This window comes from Chryseobacterium caseinilyticum (assembly GCF_014837145.1).
In the GTDB taxonomy this organism is placed as follows: Bacteria; Bacteroidota; Bacteroidia; order Flavobacteriales; family Weeksellaceae; genus Chryseobacterium; species Chryseobacterium caseinilyticum.
On sequence record NZ_JACYFS010000002.1, the window covers coordinates 228661 to 247543 of the forward strand.

Below are 18883 nucleotides of genomic sequence, written 5' to 3' on the forward strand. Positions count from 1 at the left end.
TTACTCATTACTCATATCTTAGAATCCTAAAATTTTAAATTTAAACTGCACTGCAAAATTATCTTTAAAACCTGGCGTGTTGTAATGTCCTACACGGTAGAAAAACCCTAAATTGAATTGTGAAGAAAGGAAATTATTCCATTCCAAGCCTACTTCGTTGTACAGGTGATCCAGTTTTTGAAACTCAAACTGGTGCAATTCAGGATTTTTCATGTCGCCGATGATTCCACGGTAGATCAGATCAAAACTTGAAACATTTTTCCCGATACTTTTAAAGTACCAAGGAATTCTGTGTGTAATATAGGTTCCTACAAATTTATCACTGTAATATTTTCCGCCTTCCATTGTCGCAAATCCGATGTAAGAAGTAAGGTTAAAATTAAAACCGGTTCTGCCATTGGCCAATCCGTTCATTGTAAAATTTTTCCAGATCGGGGCGTCTCCCGTAATCAATCCACCGTAAAGACGAACGCCTGTGACCCCAATTTTCGTTTTGAAATTATGAGAAATCAAAGCATCTAATCTGCTGAAATTGAAATCTCCACCTAAAGTTTTGTATCCCTGTTCATAATTAAAATAAAACTCCGGAAACTGCTGATCGTACGTGTATTTCCCCTGTGAAGTCATGATGTTTTTAGAGTTCGGGGAATATTTTAAAGTAATCGTTGAGGACGCGAAGTCAAATTCCCTTCCCATATTGTTGTAATTATAATCAAAAAGTGCTTCTTCAGTTGTTCTTTTTGCGGAAACATTTAAGGTCAATCCGTTGGTAAGGTCATTTTCATAACTTACTTTGAATCCTCTGTAACCGTTGAAAACATTGTTGTTGATGGCTACTCCCGAGTTCATCAGTTTCATTCTGAAGTTCCACAGATTTTCTGAAAAGCGTCCTGCTGCCATCACATCATCAAAATATTCGACTCTGAAAAAAGAGTTTTTCTCAAGGGTTGTTCTGATGTCTACACCAGCACCGAACTTAAAATCTTTATCGTAAATTCCATAAGCAAAGTAGGCATCAGGAGAAATGTATTTATTGAATCTTTCGTTCAGTTTTGCTCCTGCTCCCAGTCTGAAATGCTCGTATTTATTGTATCCGATGATTCTTGAAAGATCAAAATCTACCATTCCCAAACGGAGTTTTCCGCGAACCAATCCGGCTAAAGCTTTTGCTTTTTGATTCAGTTTGTATTTATTACTTAGGCTGTCGATTTTTGTATAAGTCGTTTCCTCACGGTCAGAAAGTTCTTCAGTTCTGTATTGATTTATTGTGCTGCCGTCCGTGTTTTCTACGCTGATGCTGTATCCTTTAAAATTTTTAGGATTGGTTTCAGGATTGGTTTTAAAATCGAAATAATCTGCTGTAGCAAATGCATAAGTTCCGAATTTCTTTTTAAGTTTTTTGTTTTCTTCAGTTTCTTTTTCGTCCTTATCTCCGTCGAGATTGAAGGCTGCAGAGCCCATTTTAAGTTTAAAATCTTCTTTTACCAGAAACCATTTTCCTTCGATTGGTTTCCAGATGCTTGTGATGGTACCGTCGCTCTTTACTTTAGAATTACTCTCGATTTTTTTCAAGGCATAAGATTCTTTATCTACGTAAATGTAACCGTTGAATTTTCTGTTGTTCTGAATCTTTTTGTATCCGACCTCACGGAATCTGATCACGTAATTCTGTCTTCCGTCAATTTCAATAGAGTCGGTCAGGAAAAAACGGTAAAGATTTCTGTTTTCTTCTTTTATCTCCTTTGGAATATCGCTCCGGTTGGAACGGAAGGCAATCAACTCGTAAATCGGTTCTTTCATCCCCGAAACTTTGTTGTCGAGGATATTTATTTTTTCGCCATGTTTTTCAGAATACAAAAACTCTGATGCACGTTCCCACAAAAACATTTTGCTGCTTCCTACCAGTTTCATGATGTTTACAGATTCCAGAGAATCTTTTTTATCATCCGCTTTCATCGGTGTTTCCGGAAGGCTCTGTAACGAATCTATTCTTCTTGTGATAAATGAATTGTATGCTTTTATGCTGTCTTCATCAATGTCGAGAGAGATTTTCTCATACGATTTGAAAGAGTAGGATGGAAGACTCTGAGGTGAATTTTCTCTGTACCTGTTGTTCACTTCACGTAAAATACGCAGAGCCTCAGGATCACTTTTGTTATCGAGAGTAACTTCCTGTATTGTTTTTGTTTTGGGGTCTTCTGTGCTTAGAAAGATTTCCATCACCTTGTCTACCACGACTTCATCTTCATAAAAACCGGCAGCAGAAACGTCGGCTTTTTTGCATTTGGTTTTAAATTCAAGTTCGCCCGATGCGTTGGTTTTTCCTAAAACAGTTCTGCCACATTTCACGGTCGCACCTGAAATAGGCTGTTGGTTTGCTGCATTTTTTACAATAATCTTAGACTGCGAATGTAAAGACGCACAGATTACAGCAAACATGAAGATAAAGATTTTTTGCATAAATTTTTTGAAGGTGTTTAGGTAAATCTTTCTGCTGAAAGACATACCTTTTGCCTAAGAAAAAACAATGCCAAGAAATATGTTTAAAATTTCCTAACGGAATTTTCAGTTTAAATGTGAAAGTTTTTCAGTGAACTGTTTTGAAAATTCTTTACGGTCTTCATCAAGTTTCTCTTTATTTACAGGCAAAATGTAGTTGAAGAGAATAGTGTCGTCTTCGTTTAAAAAAATAATTTCTTTTTCTTCACCGTCTATCATCTGCGCAAAAATTTCCCACATGGAAACATCTCTGAGTTTTAAAGTTTCAAAAAACGGATCGGCCTTTATTTCGATTGATTTCATAAAATATTTACTGAGTGCAAAGCTAAATATTTCTGTTTAAATTTAAAATTGCAAAAGTTTCAGTTTAAACTGAAGGGCGAAATTTTCCTTGAAATTTCCTGTTGTATAATATCCAACACGGTAAAAAAGTCCTAAGTTGAAATAGCTTGAAAGAAAATTATTCCATTCCAGGCCAACTTCCTGATAAAGTTTGTCGAGCTGCTGGTAATCAAACTGATGATTCTGCGGCCTTTTCATCGCACCAAGCGTTCCTCTCAAGACCAAATCTACACTTGAAACGTTCTGCCCAAAACTTTTAAAATACCATGGCAGCTGATGAGTAAAATAGTAGGCGATAAATCTGTCGTTGTAATATTTTCCGCCCTCCAGCGTTGCAAAACCAAGGAAAGAAGTAAGGTTAAAATTAAGGTCACGGCTGTTGGAAGCCATCCCGTTCATCGTAAAGTTTTTCCAGATCGGAGCGTCGCCAAAAACCATTCCTCCGTAGAGTCTGAAGCCGGTGGTTCCGATTAAAGTTTTGAAATTGTGAATAAAAAGCGCATCAAAACGGGTGTAATTAAAATCTCCACCGAAAGCACTGAAACTTTTTTCAAAATTAAAATACAGCTCAGGATTTCTCTGTTCCACAATAGATTTCCCTTGTGGCGTCATAATATTCGTAGAATTTGGCGAATATTTCAGTGTGAAAAGTGTGTTGAAATTGTGAAATCCGGCACCTTCATTTCTGAAATTATAATCAAACTGAGCTTCCTCAAAATTTCTTCTTGCCGCAAAAGCCAAAGTCAAACCATTGGAAACATCGTTTAAATAAGAAAGAGAAACACCTTTGTAATGATAATATTTATCGTTATTGATATTGTTTCCATAGTTCATCATCCGCATTTTGAAATTCCAGAGCCGGCGGTGAAATTCTCCTGAGGCAAAAACATCGTCGGTATATTCTATTCTGAAAAACGAATTTTTTTCTAATGTTGTTTTAAAATCAATCCCCAAACCGTATTTCCACGAATCATCTTTAAAACCGTAGGCGATGTAATAGTCCGGCGAAACGTAGGCATCGAAATTTTCGTTGACTTTGGTTTTTATACCTACTCTCAGTCCTTCATAAAGGTTGTAGTTGACGAGCTCGCCCACATCAAAATCCAGACTTTTAATTCTGATCTGTCCGTTGATCAAACCAGTGGCGAATTTTGCCTTACTGTCGATTCTGTAAATCCTCCCAAGACTGTCTATTGTTTTGTAGGTCCGCATTTCGCGGTCACTCAAGGGTCTTGTCCGGTATTGATCAAGTGTTTTTCCGTCGGCATTTTTAAGATTGAAAGTATATCCTTTAAAGTCACTCTTGTTCTCCTCAACCGGAGACTGAAAATCGAAATATTCAGCGTAAAGATAAGCGTAGGTTCCAAAGCTTTTCCTGATCTTTTTCTGTGGACGTTTTGCCTGATCGTTTTCCTGCTCGGCATCTTCTTCCATCACCATTCTGCTCATTTCCATCTTCACTCTTTCTTCAGCCAAAAACCATTTGGAATTGTAGTAAATCCATGTACTTGAGACCCTGCTTTCGTCCTTTTCCCTGCTCAGACTTTCAATTTTTTTGATGCCGAAAGTTTCGGTATCAATGTAAACGGTTCCTGTAAATTTCCTTTTTTTAACGGGTTTCCTGTAACTGACTTCCCTGAAATTGATGACAAAAGTTTTCCTGCCATCCATTACAATTGTATCTGAAAGAAAAAAATGGTAGAGACTGCGGTTTTCCTGAGTAATCTGATGCGGAATTTTGTTTCTGTTGCTCTGAAGTGTGATCAGTTCATTGATCGGTTGTTTCAAACCTGATATTCTGTTGTCTAAAATATTTATTTTTTCGCCGAATCTTTTGGAATATTTAAATTCCTGTGCGCGTTCCCAAAGAAAAAGTTTGCTCCTTGCAAAAATCTGTCTTGCCGAGATATCACTCAGCGAATCCCGCTTTTTTTTGTTGAATAGATGGATGTTTTTATTGAAGGCTTCCTTAAAATTGGATATGCTGTCCTGATCAATATCAAGAGAAACTTTTTCGTAGGCTTTATAACTGTAAGAATCGAGGCTGCGGGGAGAATTAGAATAATAAAGCCGGTCTGCCTTTCTTAATATTTCGAGTGCTTTGGGATCACTTTTGTTTTCCAGAATTATGGTTTCAATTTCCTGAATTTTTCCGTTTTCAGAGTTTGCAGTTTTACTCTTCGATTGAGAAAAACCAAAAATCATCATGCATAAGGAAAGAAACGTGAAAAAACTTTTCATACTAAATCAGCCTCAAAATTAAGCATATCGATTAGATTTTGAGTGTTTTAAATTATAAATTTTTGTGAATGAAAGTTAAAAATGGAAAATATAAACATGATATGATTTCCAGTTTGATAATTTTTAATGACCGGTAAATTTGAATTTTACGACTTGTTCATAACTGATCATATAATAAAATATCTGTTAAAATAATATCACAAAATATTATAGCAGATCTAAAATAATATCGTGAATTAAAATTTTTGAAATTAAACTTCAAACCGCTCAACCTAAAATATTTGGCCGGTGAACAGGGTACCACAAGTTTCTCCCGCGGTAAAAAAGTTGGTGTTATTCCGATTTTTAGCACTATTTTTGATGAGCAAGCCAAACATTCCAATCAGAATTAATACTCATGATCTTAATCGTAGATGATAATGAAAATAATCTTTTCTCACTGAAAAGACTGCTTCAATCTCAGGATTTTCCTGTTGATACGGCGTCATCAGGAGAAGAGGCCCTCACCAAAGCTTTAAAAAAAACATATTCTCTTATCATCCTTGATGTTCAGATGCCTGATATGGATGGTTTTGAGGTGGCAGAAACCCTTTCCGGATACAGTAAAACCAAAGAAATTCCCATTATATTTCTCTCCGCAGTTAATACCGATAAAAGATTCATTGCAAAAGGCTATGCCTCCGGTGGAATCGATTACGTAACCAAGCCTGTGGATCCTGAAATCCTGATGCTGAAAGTGAAAACCTTCAACAATCTTCAGGAGCAGAGCATTGCACTTAAAAAAAACCAGCAGAGCCTCGAGCTCGAGATAAAAGGCCGCCGCGAAATGCAGGTGAGTATGAAATCCAGGATTGATCACTTCCATCTCATGCTTGAAGCACTGCCACAGATTGCATTTACTTTAAACCAAAACGGAGATGTAGATTTTGTAAACGGAAAATGGTATCAATATTCAGACAAAGAAACTGAATTTCCTGAAACTCATGTCGATGATCTTAATATTCATGAAGAATTTGAGCGGTTCAGAAAAAAGAAGAAGGCATTTGAGCTTGAAGCAAGAATCAAAAACCTGCATTCGGGTGATTTCAGATATCATTTGCTTAAAATGTCTCCGGTACTTGAGGGAGAAAGCGTAAAAAACTGGGTGGGAACCTTTACTGATATTGAAGATCAGAAAAAGGTGGAAAAAGAAAAAGATGAGTTCTTAAGTATTGCAAGTCATGAGCTTAAAACTCCGCTCACCAGTATAAAAGCTTATATTCAGCTGTTAGTACGTAAGCTCAGACTGGCACCGGAATGTGCTGAAGCTGGCTATCTTAGTCGCACTCAGGATCAGATTGATAAACTCAATAATCTCATCACCGATCTACTCGATGTTTCCAAAATCGATAACGGAAAACTGAAAATCAACAGAAAATCCGGTAATCTGGAAAGTGTTATCCAGAATGCGATCGATACCATTATTCAGACCCATGATCATCTTGACTTAAAAATTGACTGGCACGGTAAAAGACCGGGTCAGACTTTTCTTTTTGATGAGGTAAGAATCGAGCAGGTCATCATCAATTTTTTAACCAATGCCATCAAATATTCGCCGAAGAACAACCAGATTATCATCAGCACATTCGCAGATGATGATGAGGTGAAAGTGAGCGTCACAGACTTCGGGATCGGTATCCCGGATTTCAAGCAGGATGCGGTTTTCCGGAAATTTTACAGGGTAGAAGAATCTTCAGTACAGTTTCAGGGTATGGGAATCGGGTTGTACATCTGTGCAGAAATCATCAAGCAACATCATGGCAATATCGGTCTTTCAAGTATTGTAGGTGAAGGTTCAACGTTTTATTTTACACTTCCTTTAAATTAATTTTATGGCTAAAAAATTCCTGAGAAATTTACAGTACGGAGTGGGTTTTTCACTTTTAGTATTGATCTTAAGTTCCGTGGCATCGTTTTTCAGCTATCAGCGTCAGATCAACAACAGAGAAGAACTTTCAAAAAGTAAGCGTGCCATCACGGCAATGAAAGATGTGATGATTGCGCTTCTGGATGCCGAAACCGGCAACAGAGGTTATCAGCTCACCGGAAAAACCAGTTTTCTGGAACCGTACAATTTGAGTATGGTTGCCCTTCCCAAGGCTATGGAAAATGCTTCGGAACAGGAAGTTACAGATGTAAGTCAGCAAAAAAGAATTGCAGCGCTTGAAGATAATGTCAACAGCAGAATCAGTAAACTGAAACAGTTTGTAGACCGCCGGAAAAACGGTACTGTTATGTCTGAAGCAGAAATGCTTTCCGGAAAGGAAGATATGGACAACTGCCGGCAAATCGTGCGGGAATTTGTAAAATACGAAGAAGGTGTTCTGGCCAGAAAAGACAGAAATCTGAATACTTCTACCACTACAACAGTAATTTTTATCCTGTTTTCTACACTTGCCGCCGTTGTGGTCACTATTTTCTTCTATTTTAAACTTAAAAATGATCTTTTAAGAAGAGAAAAGCTCGAACGTCAGCTAAAAACCAAGGATCACGAGATTTCAAGAAGGGTAAATGCAATAAAAGAAGTTGCAAACAGGGTAGCACAGGGTGATTACAGCCAAAAGGCATCAGATAATTCTCAGGATGATTTAGGTGACCTTGTAGAATCTCTCAATAACATGACAGATTCTTTGAAAACTTCTTTTGATGTGATCAACGCAAGCGACTGGAGACAGAAAGGTCTTGTTGCGCTTAATGAATCTCTCGTGGGAAATAAAACCCTGAGAGACGTTTCTCAGGAGTCTTTAAATCAGCTGATCAATTATGGAAACTGTATTAACGGTGCTATATATCTTCTGGAAGACGGAGTTTTAAAACTTTCACATGCATTCGGCCGTGAAAAAAATATGAAACCCATATTTGAATCAGGTGAAGGGATGATTGGCCAGACTTTTCTGCAGAAAAAGGTAAAAGTTTATCATGATTTAAATGATGACAGTTTTACAGCGACATTTGCAGGAAGCGAACTTAAAATTAAAAGTATAGCATTGCTGCCAATCATGTCCGGAAGGCAGATTTATGGTGTGCTTGAGCTTTCATCCGCAGAAAATTTTAATGAAAACAGTCTGCAGTATTTTACTGAAAGTGCTGCAAACATTGCTGTTGCCATTAATGCAGCCAGAGGTCGCGAGAAAGAACAGCGTCTTTTGGAGGAAACCCAGACTCAGGCGGAAGAACTGCAGGTGCAGCATTCTGAACTTGAATCTTTGAATACAGAACTGGAAGCGCAAACTCAAAAACTTCAGGCCTCTGAAGAAGAGCTAAAGGTACAGCAGGAAGAGCTGATGCAGATCAATGCCGAATTGGAGGAAAGATCAAAAAGCCTTGAGGAAAAAAATCATCTGATTGCTGAAAGAAATATTGAAATTCAGAAGAAAGCGGAAGAACTTGCGCTGAGTACAAAATATAAGTCAGAATTTTTGGCAAATATGTCTCACGAATTGAGAACTCCGCTGAATTCGATACTTCTTTTGTCAAGATTAATGGCTGAGAATTCTGAAGAAAATCTCAATGATGATCAGGTAGAATCGGCGAAGGTAATTCAGAGTTCGGGAACAAGTCTTCTGCAGCTTATCGATGAAATTCTTGATTTGGCCAAAATAGAATCCGGAAAAATGGATCTTGAATATCTACCGGTACAGATCAGTGATGTGGCAGAGGATATGAGAAAAATGTTCCAGCCGCTTATCCGTGAAAAAGGCCTGGAATTTAACATCAACATTTCAGATAAAACTTCGGGGCAGATTGTCACAGACAGAATGAGGCTCGATCAGGTTTTGAGAAATCTTCTTTCAAATGCTTTAAAATTTACTTCTGAAGGAAAAATCGATTTAGAAATACTTCCTGATCATAAAAAGAAAGATTTCATCATTTTTAAAGTTAAAGATTCAGGAATTGGAATACCCAAAGACAAACAGGCGGTTATTTTTGAAGCCTTCCAGCAGGCTGACGGTTCTACCAGAAGAAAATTCGGAGGTACAGGTCTTGGGCTCTCCATCAGCCGTGAAATTGCAAAGCTTTTGGGAGGAGAACTGGTTCTTGAAAGTGAGCAGAATATTGGAAGTGAATTCAGCCTGATTATTCCGCTGAAAAATGCTGTTAAAAAAAATCCGCAGACTGTAGAAAAAGAAATTCTGGATGTAATTCATACCGATGTGGAAGAAATTATCAATCTGGCTGAAGGATCAGAAGATGCCGTTAAAGTAATTACCCAACCGGTACACAATATTCCAGACGAAATCGAAGACGACAGAAACAACATTCAGGAAGACGATAAGGTAATCCTGATTGTGGAAGACGATACCAATTTTGCCAAGGCATTATTAAAATATTCAAGGAGAAACGGTTACAAAGCAGTAGCAGTTGTACGGGGTGACCATGCTCTCGAGGCAGCCAGAAAATACAGTCCTGTTGCCATACTTCTGGATGTACAGCTTCCGGTAATGGACGGCTGGCAGGCGATGGAACAGCTGAAATCTGATTCATCAGTAAAAAATATTCCTGTTCACATGATGTCTGTCCTGCAGGTGAAAAAAGAAAGTCTGATGAAAGGCGCCATTGATTTTATCTCAAAACCGGTTGCCCTGGATCAGATGACCGAAGTTTTCAGGAAACTTGAAGATGCTTTAAAGAAATCTCCAAAAGTTTTAATTGTAGAAGAAAATGCAAAACATGCTTCGGCACTGTCTTATTTTCTGAGCAATTTCAACATAACACTTTCCGTAGAAACCAATGTGGAAGACAGTGTAAAAGCACTTACGCAGAAAGATACAGACTGTGTGATTCTGGATGTTGGAGCCACAAAAGGAAATGAATATCAGATTATTGAAGAAATTAAAAGTTACGAAGGTTTAGAAAATCTTCCTATTATTATTTTCACCGAAAGAAGTCTTTCTGCCGGAGAAGAACTCAAAATAAGAGAATATGCAGATTCTATCGTGGTAAAAACTGCCCATTCTTACCAGAGAATTTTGGATGAGGTGGGGCTTTTCCTTCATTTGGTTAAAGAGAAAAATTCAAAAGAAAATTATTCTTCGGGTAAAAATCTGGGATCACTTTCAGAAGTTTTAAATGGAAAAAAGATTCTGATCACCGACGATGATGCAAGAAATATCTTCTCGTTGAGCAAAGCTTTGGAAAAATACCAGGTAGAAGTTGTGGTCGCGATGGATGGTAAACAGGCGATGGAACAGATGGCGGTAAATTCAGATATAGACGTGGTTTTGATGGATATGATGATGCCTGAAATGGACGGTTACGAAACCATCAGAGAAATCAGAAAAAATCAGAAATATTCTAAGTTGCCGATTATTGCTGTGACGGCTAAATCTATGGTGGGCGACCGTCAGAAATGTATTGATGCCGGTGCTTCAGATTATATTTCAAAACCTGTTGATCTTGATCAGTTGCTGTCACTTTTGAGGGTTTGGCTTTACGAAAATTAATTTTAAGATGAAGAAAAAAATCTTAATTGTAGATGACGATCCGCGAAATATTTTCGCTCTGAAACTTACTTTAAAATCTGAAGGTTTTGAAGTTCTGGATGCGTCAATGGTAGATGAAGCACTGTCAGTAATTAAAGAAAATAAAGATATTTCTGTAGTTTTAATGGATATGATGATGCCGGAGAAAGACGGATATCAGGCTTTAAAAATAATCTCAGAAACCCCTGAAATATCAGATATTCCGGTAATTGCAGTAACCGCTCAGGCAATGACGGGTGATCGCGAAAAATGTCTGGATGCCGGAGCAAAAGACTACATCACTAAACCGATTAACGTGGAACTTTTATTAAAAGCAATTCAAAATATTACGTGATGCTGGAGCCGAGTATTGTAAAAGACGAAGAAGTAGAATATCTCATCAGGGATGTTTACGATCTTTACGGCTACGATTTTTCAAGATACAGCCGTGCATCTTTCAAAAGAAGAGTCAACAGACTGTGTCTTATCGATAAATTTACCAGCTTTGCAGAACTTCGTTATACGATTATTACCGAACCGGATTATCTGAAACGTTTTGTTGAAGAAATCACGGTGAACGTCACAGAAATGTTTCGTGATCCTCTGTTTTTTAAAGAACTGAGAGAGCAGATTTTGCCGCATCTGGGAACTTTTCCTCTCATAAGAATCTGGGTGGCAGGTTGCTCAACGGGGGAGGAAGCGTACTCGATGGCGATTTTGCTGAAGGAGGCAGGGCTTTATGATAAATGCCTCATCTACGGAACAGATTTAAATCCATCGGTATTGGAACAGGCTAGATCCGGTGTTTTTCCAATGCATCAAATGAAGCAGTATTCAGAAAATTATATGCTTTCGGGAGGGAAAAAGGATTTTTCTGAATATTACACAGCGAATTACGACAGCGTACAGTTTGATAAGAGCCTTCAGAAAAAACTCATTTTATCAACACATAATTTGGTTTCAGACAGCTCGTTTAACAGTTTTCAGTTGATTATCTGCAGAAATGTTTTGATTTATTTTGAAAAAGATCTGCAGGAAAGAGTTTTTAAACTTTTTGATGACAGTTTAGAGAATTTAGGCTATCTTGCTTTAGGTTCAAAAGAAACTTTGAGATTTTCAAATCTTAAAAAATCCTATGAAACCGTGAGCGAACAGAAAATCTGGAAAAAAACAGAACATCACTAAGATGAATCAGAGCATGAATTATGAATATGGATTGGTACTTATCGGCGGATCTGCCGGCAGCCTTCATGTGATAATGGAAATGCTCAAAAAGATAGATTTCAGTCTGAATTTCCCTGTAGTAATAGTGGTGCACAGAAAACCATATTCCACGAGTGTACTTCCGGTTTTGCTGCAACAGTTTACAGAGATTGAAGTAATTGAAATAGAAGATAAAACAGATCTTCTGCCCAATAAAATCTATATTGCACCGGCAGATTATCACCTGCTTTTTGAAGATACAAAATCCGTATCTTTAGACAGTTCAGAAAAGATGAATTATTCGCGCCCGTCTATAGATGTAACTTTCAGATCTGCAGCCGAAATTTTTGGTTTAAATCTTGCAGCGGTGCTGCTTTCAGGAGCCAATTCTGATGGTGTGGAAGGTTTAAAATATGTGAAGATCAACGGAGGCAGAGTTTGGATTCAGAATCCTGAGACGGCGGAGGTGGACTATATGCCCAGGATGGCTTTGGGGCAGGTGGAATATGACCTTGTATTCAACCCGGATGAACTGGCAGAATTGCTGAGGAATTTGAAAATAGAGAGAGATAAATAATATATTAATTAAGCAAGTTTTTAGAGTAAATGAACAAAAAGAAGATCTTAATATTTGATGATGACACTACAATTCTGGAGGTGGTTACCATCATTTTTGAGGAAAACGGTTACGATGTCGAGATTTCCGAAACTTCGCACGACATCATGGAAAGAGTAGAAAATTTCCGTCCCGATCTTATTTTGATGGACAATTGGATCCCGAATATCGGAGGTGTGGAAGCCACAAAAAAACTTAAAAATCATCCCGATTTTAAAGCCATTCCCGTAATCTATGTAACGGCAAATAATGATATTGCCAAACTTGCAAAGGAAGCCGGCGCAGATGATTTTGTTGCCAAACCTTTTAACCTTGATGATATTGAGGAGAAAGTGGCGAAATATCTACAGTAGATATAAACAGTGTACAGACAATGCAAAAATCCTTTCAAATAAAATTAAAAGGATTTTTGTTTTGTCACGTATTTAAATTTTCTTTTTAAATGCTGTTTTTTTACTTTCCGCCACCGCTGTTTTTTTCAACATCGGTTTTGGTATTTTCTTTTACTTTCTGATTTCCAAAACGTTTCACAAAAGTTAGTGAAACTCCGTGCCAGTCTGATTTGGTTATATTTCTGTTGCTTCCGATTTGGCTGTACGTCGTAGAGTCAAAATTTGGTCTCCCAAAGATATTCATCAGCTGTAAACTGACTTCCATCTGTGTTTTCGGGAAGATTTTTGTGGCAGAAATATTATGGAAAACATTCGTCACATTCGCGACAGAATTTCCGCTGTTCTGATTGGAAACTTCTACCCAAGCACTGAGGTTAATGTTTTTATTCCACAAATTGGTATAGGTGAGATTGGTCGATCCTGACCAGAAACTCAGGTAGTCTGATGCCTCACGCAGTTCATTTCTTTCATTGAAATCGGTATTGTCTGTATAGTTCCATCCAAAACCGAGATTTACAGTCAGTTTGTTTTTTAGAAATGTCTGGTTGGTATTTGCATAAAGACTGTATTTGTGTACTTTTCCAAGGAAATTGGTAGGTTCTGAGATAATTTTATCGCCTTCGGTTACATAAGCCTGCCAGTAATCCTGTTTGATGAAGGTGTATCTGGCTGAAAGAAAATATTTCTTTTTAAATCCAAATTTCATGTAAAGCCTGTCGCTTGGGTTGGGCAGAAGATTCATATTTCCTCTCGTGAAAAATCCGTCGGTTCCGGGTTGCAGAAACGGGTTGAATTCCGCATACCAAGGTCTCCAGAGATTTCTGTTGTAGGTCAAACTTAAATCATAATTTTCTGAAAAAGAGTATTTCACCAAAAAGTTCGGTAAAAAAGTTCCGTAAGAATCCCTTCTCGAAGTTCCGGCAACGTCCTGACGAAGTTTGAAATCTATGTATTCATATCTTAATCCAATTCTCGTCTCCAGTTTCTTAAAAAATGTTTTTGAATAATTGGCGTACAGCGAGCTGATGTTGTCTTCGTAATGAAATACATCTCTGGTTCTTAATCCTTCGGGAAGAGTTCCGTAAAGCGTGTTGGGAATTACGTTGTTGTTCAAATCTATTTTACCACCAATTTCAAAATTTCCGCCTTCTTTTCCAATAGGTTGAGTGTAGTCAACTTTCAGGTAATAATTTCGGTTTTCAACATTAGAAATTCCGCCGATTTCCTGAATTTCGGTCTTGTCTGTAAACACTGTATTTCTCAGAAAATAGCTGTTTTCAGATTGTCCGTTGTAGTTGCTTCCAAGATTGATGTCGAGAATTCTGTTTTTCTCTTTATCATAATATTTATAGAAAACGTTGCTCCCCAAAGTCCGGTTCATGCTGTTGGAACTCTGACTCTGATTTCTCAGATAATCAAAATTTCCGTTCTTAAACTGCGTAGATTCAAGCTCTGAAGTATTGTCGCCTTTGCCCTGATAATATTCCAGAATAACACCGACAGTATTTTTATCGTTGATTTCATATTCAGAAGTCGAAGATACAGAAGGGTTTTTGCCTCTGTAAATATTTTGCGTCGAGCCTTGGGTAATTATATTATTTTCGTTGATCGTGTTCACAAAAGAGCTTCCCTGCACCCAGGTGTTGTCGCTGTAGCTTCCCACAAGCGTTTGTGTGAAATTTTTTCTGTGGTAATTCAGATTAAAATTGGTGTACTGAGAATTTTGCGTATTCTGTCTGTTATTCAGCGTTACGCTTCCTTTCAGACCTTCATCGTCACGTTTTTTCAAAACAATATTAATCACAGATCCGGTGGCGTCATATCTTGCGGAAGGGCTTGTGATCACTTCAATTTTCATCAGATTGTCTGCAGGAATGGTTTTCAGATATTCCTTAAGTTCTTTGCCTGTAAATACAGATTTTCTGTCGTTGATGTAGACCGTTACAGATTCACCTTCGGCTTTCAGGGCATCGTTGTTATCAACACTTACCAAAGGCGTCATTCTCAAAACATCCCACGTGGTGTTACCCGCGAGAATCGAGCTGTTGGCAACATTAAAAACCGTACGGTCAACCTTTGACTCTACAGTCGGCTTTTTTGCAACAAATGTAACCTCCTTTATTTCATTCACTTTTGCATCTGCACTGTCTTTTTTTTCCTGAGAAAAGGCAAGACTACCTATCAGTAAAGCGATCGGTGTTATTAGTTTTTTCATTAAAAGTTTATAATCTTACCCATAAGACACCCGACGGGGAATATTTGTTACAGGAATTGAATGTTAAATATTGTTAATTAATTTCAAAGTTTTAGTAAGCTGATATTAATGAGGCACTTCCAACAGGAGAACTGTAAAAAGAAAGTTGTTGACACATCAATATTATAAATAAAACAGTTTATTTGGGCGTATCCCTTTGCATTGCCATTCCACAACGCTGGCAGGGTTTCAAACCCTGCCAGCGTTCCCCACACCAAATGCAAGCGGGTCGGGCTATCCTCTTTATCTTTTTTGTTTTGCCAATCCGCAACGCATTCCAAAAACAAAAAAGGATGCCGCTTCTATCCCTTACGCAGAACAGATGTTTCAGGCTTTTTCATTAATTTAGCATCATTAAAAATTTCTGATTTGATACACAGTTTCCTGATACATCAGTCAGATTACAACATCAACTTCTCTGAATAACGACATGCAACACCAGAAAAATCAATATGTTTTCGATCAGATCAACCTCTCAGGTTTTTCAGTTTTTGATCTGCAAAAGCACTGTTCAGAAAGGGTTGGTGTTGAAAAGGAAAATTTAAAAGACATTCAGCCTTATTTTATCGAAATCAATTCCGGTGTTTTTTTCAAACCTTCTGCTAACCTTGATTTCCCCAGCGTTGCGGTAAATTTAATTGGAAGTTCGCTGATTGTAGACTGTCCGTGCGATGCGCCGAAAACCAGAATGTGTACACACCAGGCTCAGGTTTTATATACCATTATTGAGCGTCAGGATCTGCGTATTTTCTTCGATGAAAAACTCCGGCGAAAGAAATTAGAAGACTTCGCAAAAGATTACGGCCTGGAAAATGAACCCAGTCTTGACGACTTCTTTCAATTGGAACACGTCAATCAATCTCTACGTATTGAACCTAAAATAAAAGAGCTGATCAAACTGAATGTTGATGAGCTGAAGCAGAAATTATTGCCAAAAAACACACAGGACTTTCACGAAATTAGAACTGATCATCAGTCAAAGAAAATATTTCTGCTGATAAAAAAGCATAAATACGATGACCGGTTCAGTATTGAACTTTTTGAATCAGAAACCACTCAGTCCGGAAAAATTAAAAATCCGGTAACCTCAATCGACCCTTCAGGTTTAATCTGGAAAGCTGAGACTGTTGACGATGCAAAATTCTTTACTGCAGTTTCAAAATTTGAAAATAATCTGAACGAAGAAAAAAATGAAGCCGATCTTGAAGCTTTAAAAATCGTGGTGAAAAATCCTCTCAATCTGCCCGTTTTTTATCATGATAAAAATATTTCAGAAAATGTTTCTGCTAAATCTATTGTTCCGGTTGAAGTAAAACTTTTGAATGCAGATATTGAGCTTTCAGTTTTCAAAAAAGAATCCTTCTTTGAAATCACTGGCGGACTTTGGCTAAATGATGTTTTGCAGCCATTCAGGAATCTTAAAATTCAGTTTCAGTACTTTCTTTACCACGAAAACACTTTACACCTGATCACCAATTTGGATATGCTCCGTGTACTTGAGTTTTTCAAATCCAACAGAGAGATTTTGCTGGTGCATTCATCAAAATTTGATGAATTTAAAGAGAACATTCTTTCCAGCCTGGAAAAGCAGATTAAAATCAATTACTCTTACATAAAACCCGCTACCAAAAAGCAACTGGAAGAAAAATCTTTTGATGAAAAGGTTGAAAAGATTATCTATCTGGCGGATCAGAATGATTATATTTCAATCACGCCTGTGATAAAATATGGTCAGGTGGAAGTACCCGTTTTCTCAAGAAAACAGATTTTTGATACCGATCAGAACGGTAATATTTTTAAGGTTGAAAGAGACGACAGAAAAGAAATAAAATTCACTGCGGCCATCATGCAGCAGCATCCCGAATTTGCCGAACAGATCGAGCAATACGAGTATTTTTATCTGCACAAAAATAAATTTCTGGATGAAGAATGGTTTTTAGAAACTTTTGAAAAATGGCGGAATGAGGGAATCATTATTTTAGGTTTTAATGATTTAAAAAAGAATAAACTCAATCCCAATAAAGCTGTTGTTAGCATCCAGGTGGTAAGCGGAATCAACTGGTTTAATGCCGAAGTCAATGTAAAATTCGGGAATCAAACGGCATCATTAAAACAACTGCATAAATCCATCCGGAATAAAAACAAATTTGTGCAACTCGACGACGGAACCAACGGGATTTTGCCTGAAGAATGGATGAAAAAACTGAACCGTTATTTTCAGTCAGGTGAAATTTATGACGAACTTCTGCGGTTGCCAAAAAGTAATTTTTCTGATATCAAAAACCTTTTTGAGCAAGACGTTTTAAGCAAAGAAGTTACTGAGGAAATTGATACGTACAACAAAGCATTTTTTGAAGATCAAAACATTCCCGAGACTGAAGTTCCGGCAGAATTAAAAGCGAACCTGCGCGACTATCAAAAGCAGGGACTTGACTGGCTGAATCATTTGGACAATTTTAATTTTGGAGGCTGTCTTGCCGACGATATGGGACTGGGAAAGACTGTGCAGATTATCGCATTTATTCTTTCACAAAATAAAAAACATTCTGAAAACACCAATCTTGTTGTGGTTCCAACTTCTTTACTGTTCAACTGGCAGGCGGAAGTAGAAAAATTTGCTCCTTCACTCAAAATAATGACGCATTACGGAGCCAACAGAATTAAAAACACAAGTCAGTTTGCCGGTCACGAAATTGTGCTGACCACTTACGGAATGCTGTTTTCCGATATTCGGTTTTTAAAAGAATTCAATTTTAATTATATTTTTCTGGATGAATCTCAGGCCATTAAAAACCCCAATTCTGAACGGTACAGAGCTGCAAGATTATTAAAATCACGAAACAAAATCGTTCTCACAGGTACACCGATTGAAAATAATACTTTTGATCTTTACGGACAGCTTTCCTTTGCCATTCCTGGTTTATTGGGAAGCAAGGAATATTTCAGAGATATTTATTCAACACCCATTGATAAATTTGAATACACCAAAAGAGCAAAAGATTTACAGCAAAAAATAAAACCATTCATTCTCAGAAGGACGAAGAAGCAGGTCGCAAAAGAGCTTCCCGACAAAACGGAAATGGTGATTTACTGTGAAATGGGAGAGGAACAAAGGCGGATTTATGATGCGTACGAAAAGGAACTGCGCGAATATATTTCGGCAAAAGATGAAGAGGAAATCGCCAAAGACAGCATGCACGTTCTCACTGGACTGACCAAACTGAGACAGATTTGTGATTCTCCGGTATTGCTAAAGGATGAAGAACAGTTTGGTGACAGTTCGGCAAAAATCGAAGTTCTGATGGAGCAGATTGAAAACAAATCTGCCCAGCACAAAATTCTCGTTTTCTCTCAATTTGTCTCCATGCTCGATTTAATAAAAGCGGAACTTTTAGAACGAAATATTTCATTTGAATACCTTACCGGACAGACGAAAAACAGAGCCGCCAAAGTCAACGAATTTCAGGAAAATGAAAATGTCAGGGTGTTTTTAATAAGCATGAAAGCGGGTGGAACAGGTTTGAATTTAACAGAAGCCGACTACGTTTATCTCGTTGATCCCTGGTGGAATCCAGCGGTAGAAAATCAGGCGATAGACCGCTGTTACCGCATCGGACAGAAGAAAAACGTCATTGCTGTACGGTTGATCTGTCCGAACACAGTGGAAGAAAAAATTATGAAACTTCAGCAGTCTAAAAAAGAACTGGCGAATGATTTGATTATGACAGACAGCTCGGTTTTCAAAAAATTATCGAGGCAGGATTTGTTGGAAATCTTGTAAAACAGTTTAATAAAAAATGCACGAATTCAAAACAAATTCGTGCATTTTTGCCTG

General features: G+C 37.7%; 11 protein-coding genes. 7 read left to right on the plus strand and 4 right to left on the minus strand.

The features are described 5' to 3' along the window. Nucleotides 1–18: 18 nt before the first annotated feature. The 3 genes from IC610_RS09150 to IC610_RS09160 all read right to left on the minus strand — a co-directional run bounded on the left by IC610_RS09150 (nucleotide 19) and on the right by IC610_RS09160 (nucleotide 5082). Nucleotides 19–2460 carry a DUF5686 family protein gene (locus tag IC610_RS09150; protein ID WP_191736585.1) on the minus strand — a complete coding sequence of 814 codons (2442 nt, stop codon included), beginning with the start codon at nucleotides 2458–2460 and terminating at the stop codon, nucleotides 19–21. Nucleotides 2461–2565: 105 nt separating this feature from the next. Further along, on the minus strand, nucleotides 2566–2802 hold the full coding sequence (locus IC610_RS09155) for a hypothetical protein (protein WP_191736586.1): 237 nt from the start codon (nucleotides 2800–2802) through the stop codon (nucleotides 2566–2568). Nucleotides 2803–2844: 42 nt separating this feature from the next. Continuing rightward, the gene (locus IC610_RS09160) at nucleotides 2845–5082 is read right to left on the minus strand and encodes a hypothetical protein (RefSeq protein ID WP_191736587.1); all 2238 of its coding nucleotides are present in this window, start codon (nucleotides 5080–5082) and stop codon (nucleotides 2845–2847) included. 397 nt (nucleotides 5083–5479) lie between these two features. On the opposite strand from IC610_RS09160, the gene IC610_RS09165 reads away from it, so the two are divergent. The 6 genes from IC610_RS09165 to IC610_RS09190 are packed head-to-tail and all read left to right on the plus strand — an operon-like array spanning nucleotide 5480 to nucleotide 12755. Beyond that, nucleotides 5480–6949 (plus strand): hybrid sensor histidine kinase/response regulator, encoded by a 1470-nt coding sequence (locus tag IC610_RS09165; RefSeq protein WP_191736588.1) that lies wholly within the window; start codon nucleotides 5480–5482, stop codon nucleotides 6947–6949. A 4-nt stretch (nucleotides 6950–6953) separates the two neighbouring features. Then, a complete protein-coding gene (locus tag IC610_RS09170) occupies nucleotides 6954–10565 on the plus strand; it encodes a response regulator (protein ID WP_191736589.1) in 3612 nt (1203 codons plus the stop codon). A 7-nt stretch (nucleotides 10566–10572) separates the two neighbouring features. Continuing rightward, on the plus strand, nucleotides 10573–10938 hold the full coding sequence (locus tag IC610_RS09175; protein ID WP_191736590.1) for a response regulator: 366 nt from the start codon (nucleotides 10573–10575) through the stop codon (nucleotides 10936–10938). Then, complete coding sequence (locus tag IC610_RS09180; protein ID WP_191736591.1) at nucleotides 10938–11768, plus strand: CheR family methyltransferase; 831 nt, start codon at nucleotides 10938–10940, stop codon at nucleotides 11766–11768. The genes IC610_RS09175 and IC610_RS09180 overlap by 1 nt, the downstream gene beginning before the upstream one ends. A 13-nt stretch (nucleotides 11769–11781) precedes the next feature. Further along, nucleotides 11782–12363 (plus strand): chemotaxis protein CheB, encoded by a 582-nt coding sequence (locus tag IC610_RS09185; protein WP_056082159.1) that lies wholly within the window; start codon nucleotides 11782–11784, stop codon nucleotides 12361–12363. 29 nt (nucleotides 12364–12392) lie between these two features. After that, complete coding sequence (locus IC610_RS09190) at nucleotides 12393–12755, plus strand: response regulator (protein ID WP_056076935.1); 363 nt, start codon at nucleotides 12393–12395, stop codon at nucleotides 12753–12755. 100 nt (nucleotides 12756–12855) lie between these two features. Here IC610_RS09190 and IC610_RS09195 read toward each other — a convergent pair whose 3' ends face one another. Then, a complete protein-coding gene (locus IC610_RS09195; RefSeq protein WP_191736592.1) occupies nucleotides 12856–15009 on the minus strand; it encodes an outer membrane beta-barrel protein in 2154 nt (717 codons plus the stop codon). A gap of 469 nt (nucleotides 15010–15478) precedes the next feature. On the opposite strand from IC610_RS09195, the gene IC610_RS09200 reads away from it, so the two are divergent. Further along, a complete protein-coding gene (locus tag IC610_RS09200; protein WP_191736593.1) occupies nucleotides 15479–18829 on the plus strand; it encodes a DEAD/DEAH box helicase in 3351 nt (1116 codons plus the stop codon). Nucleotides 18830–18883 lie beyond the last annotated feature (54 nt).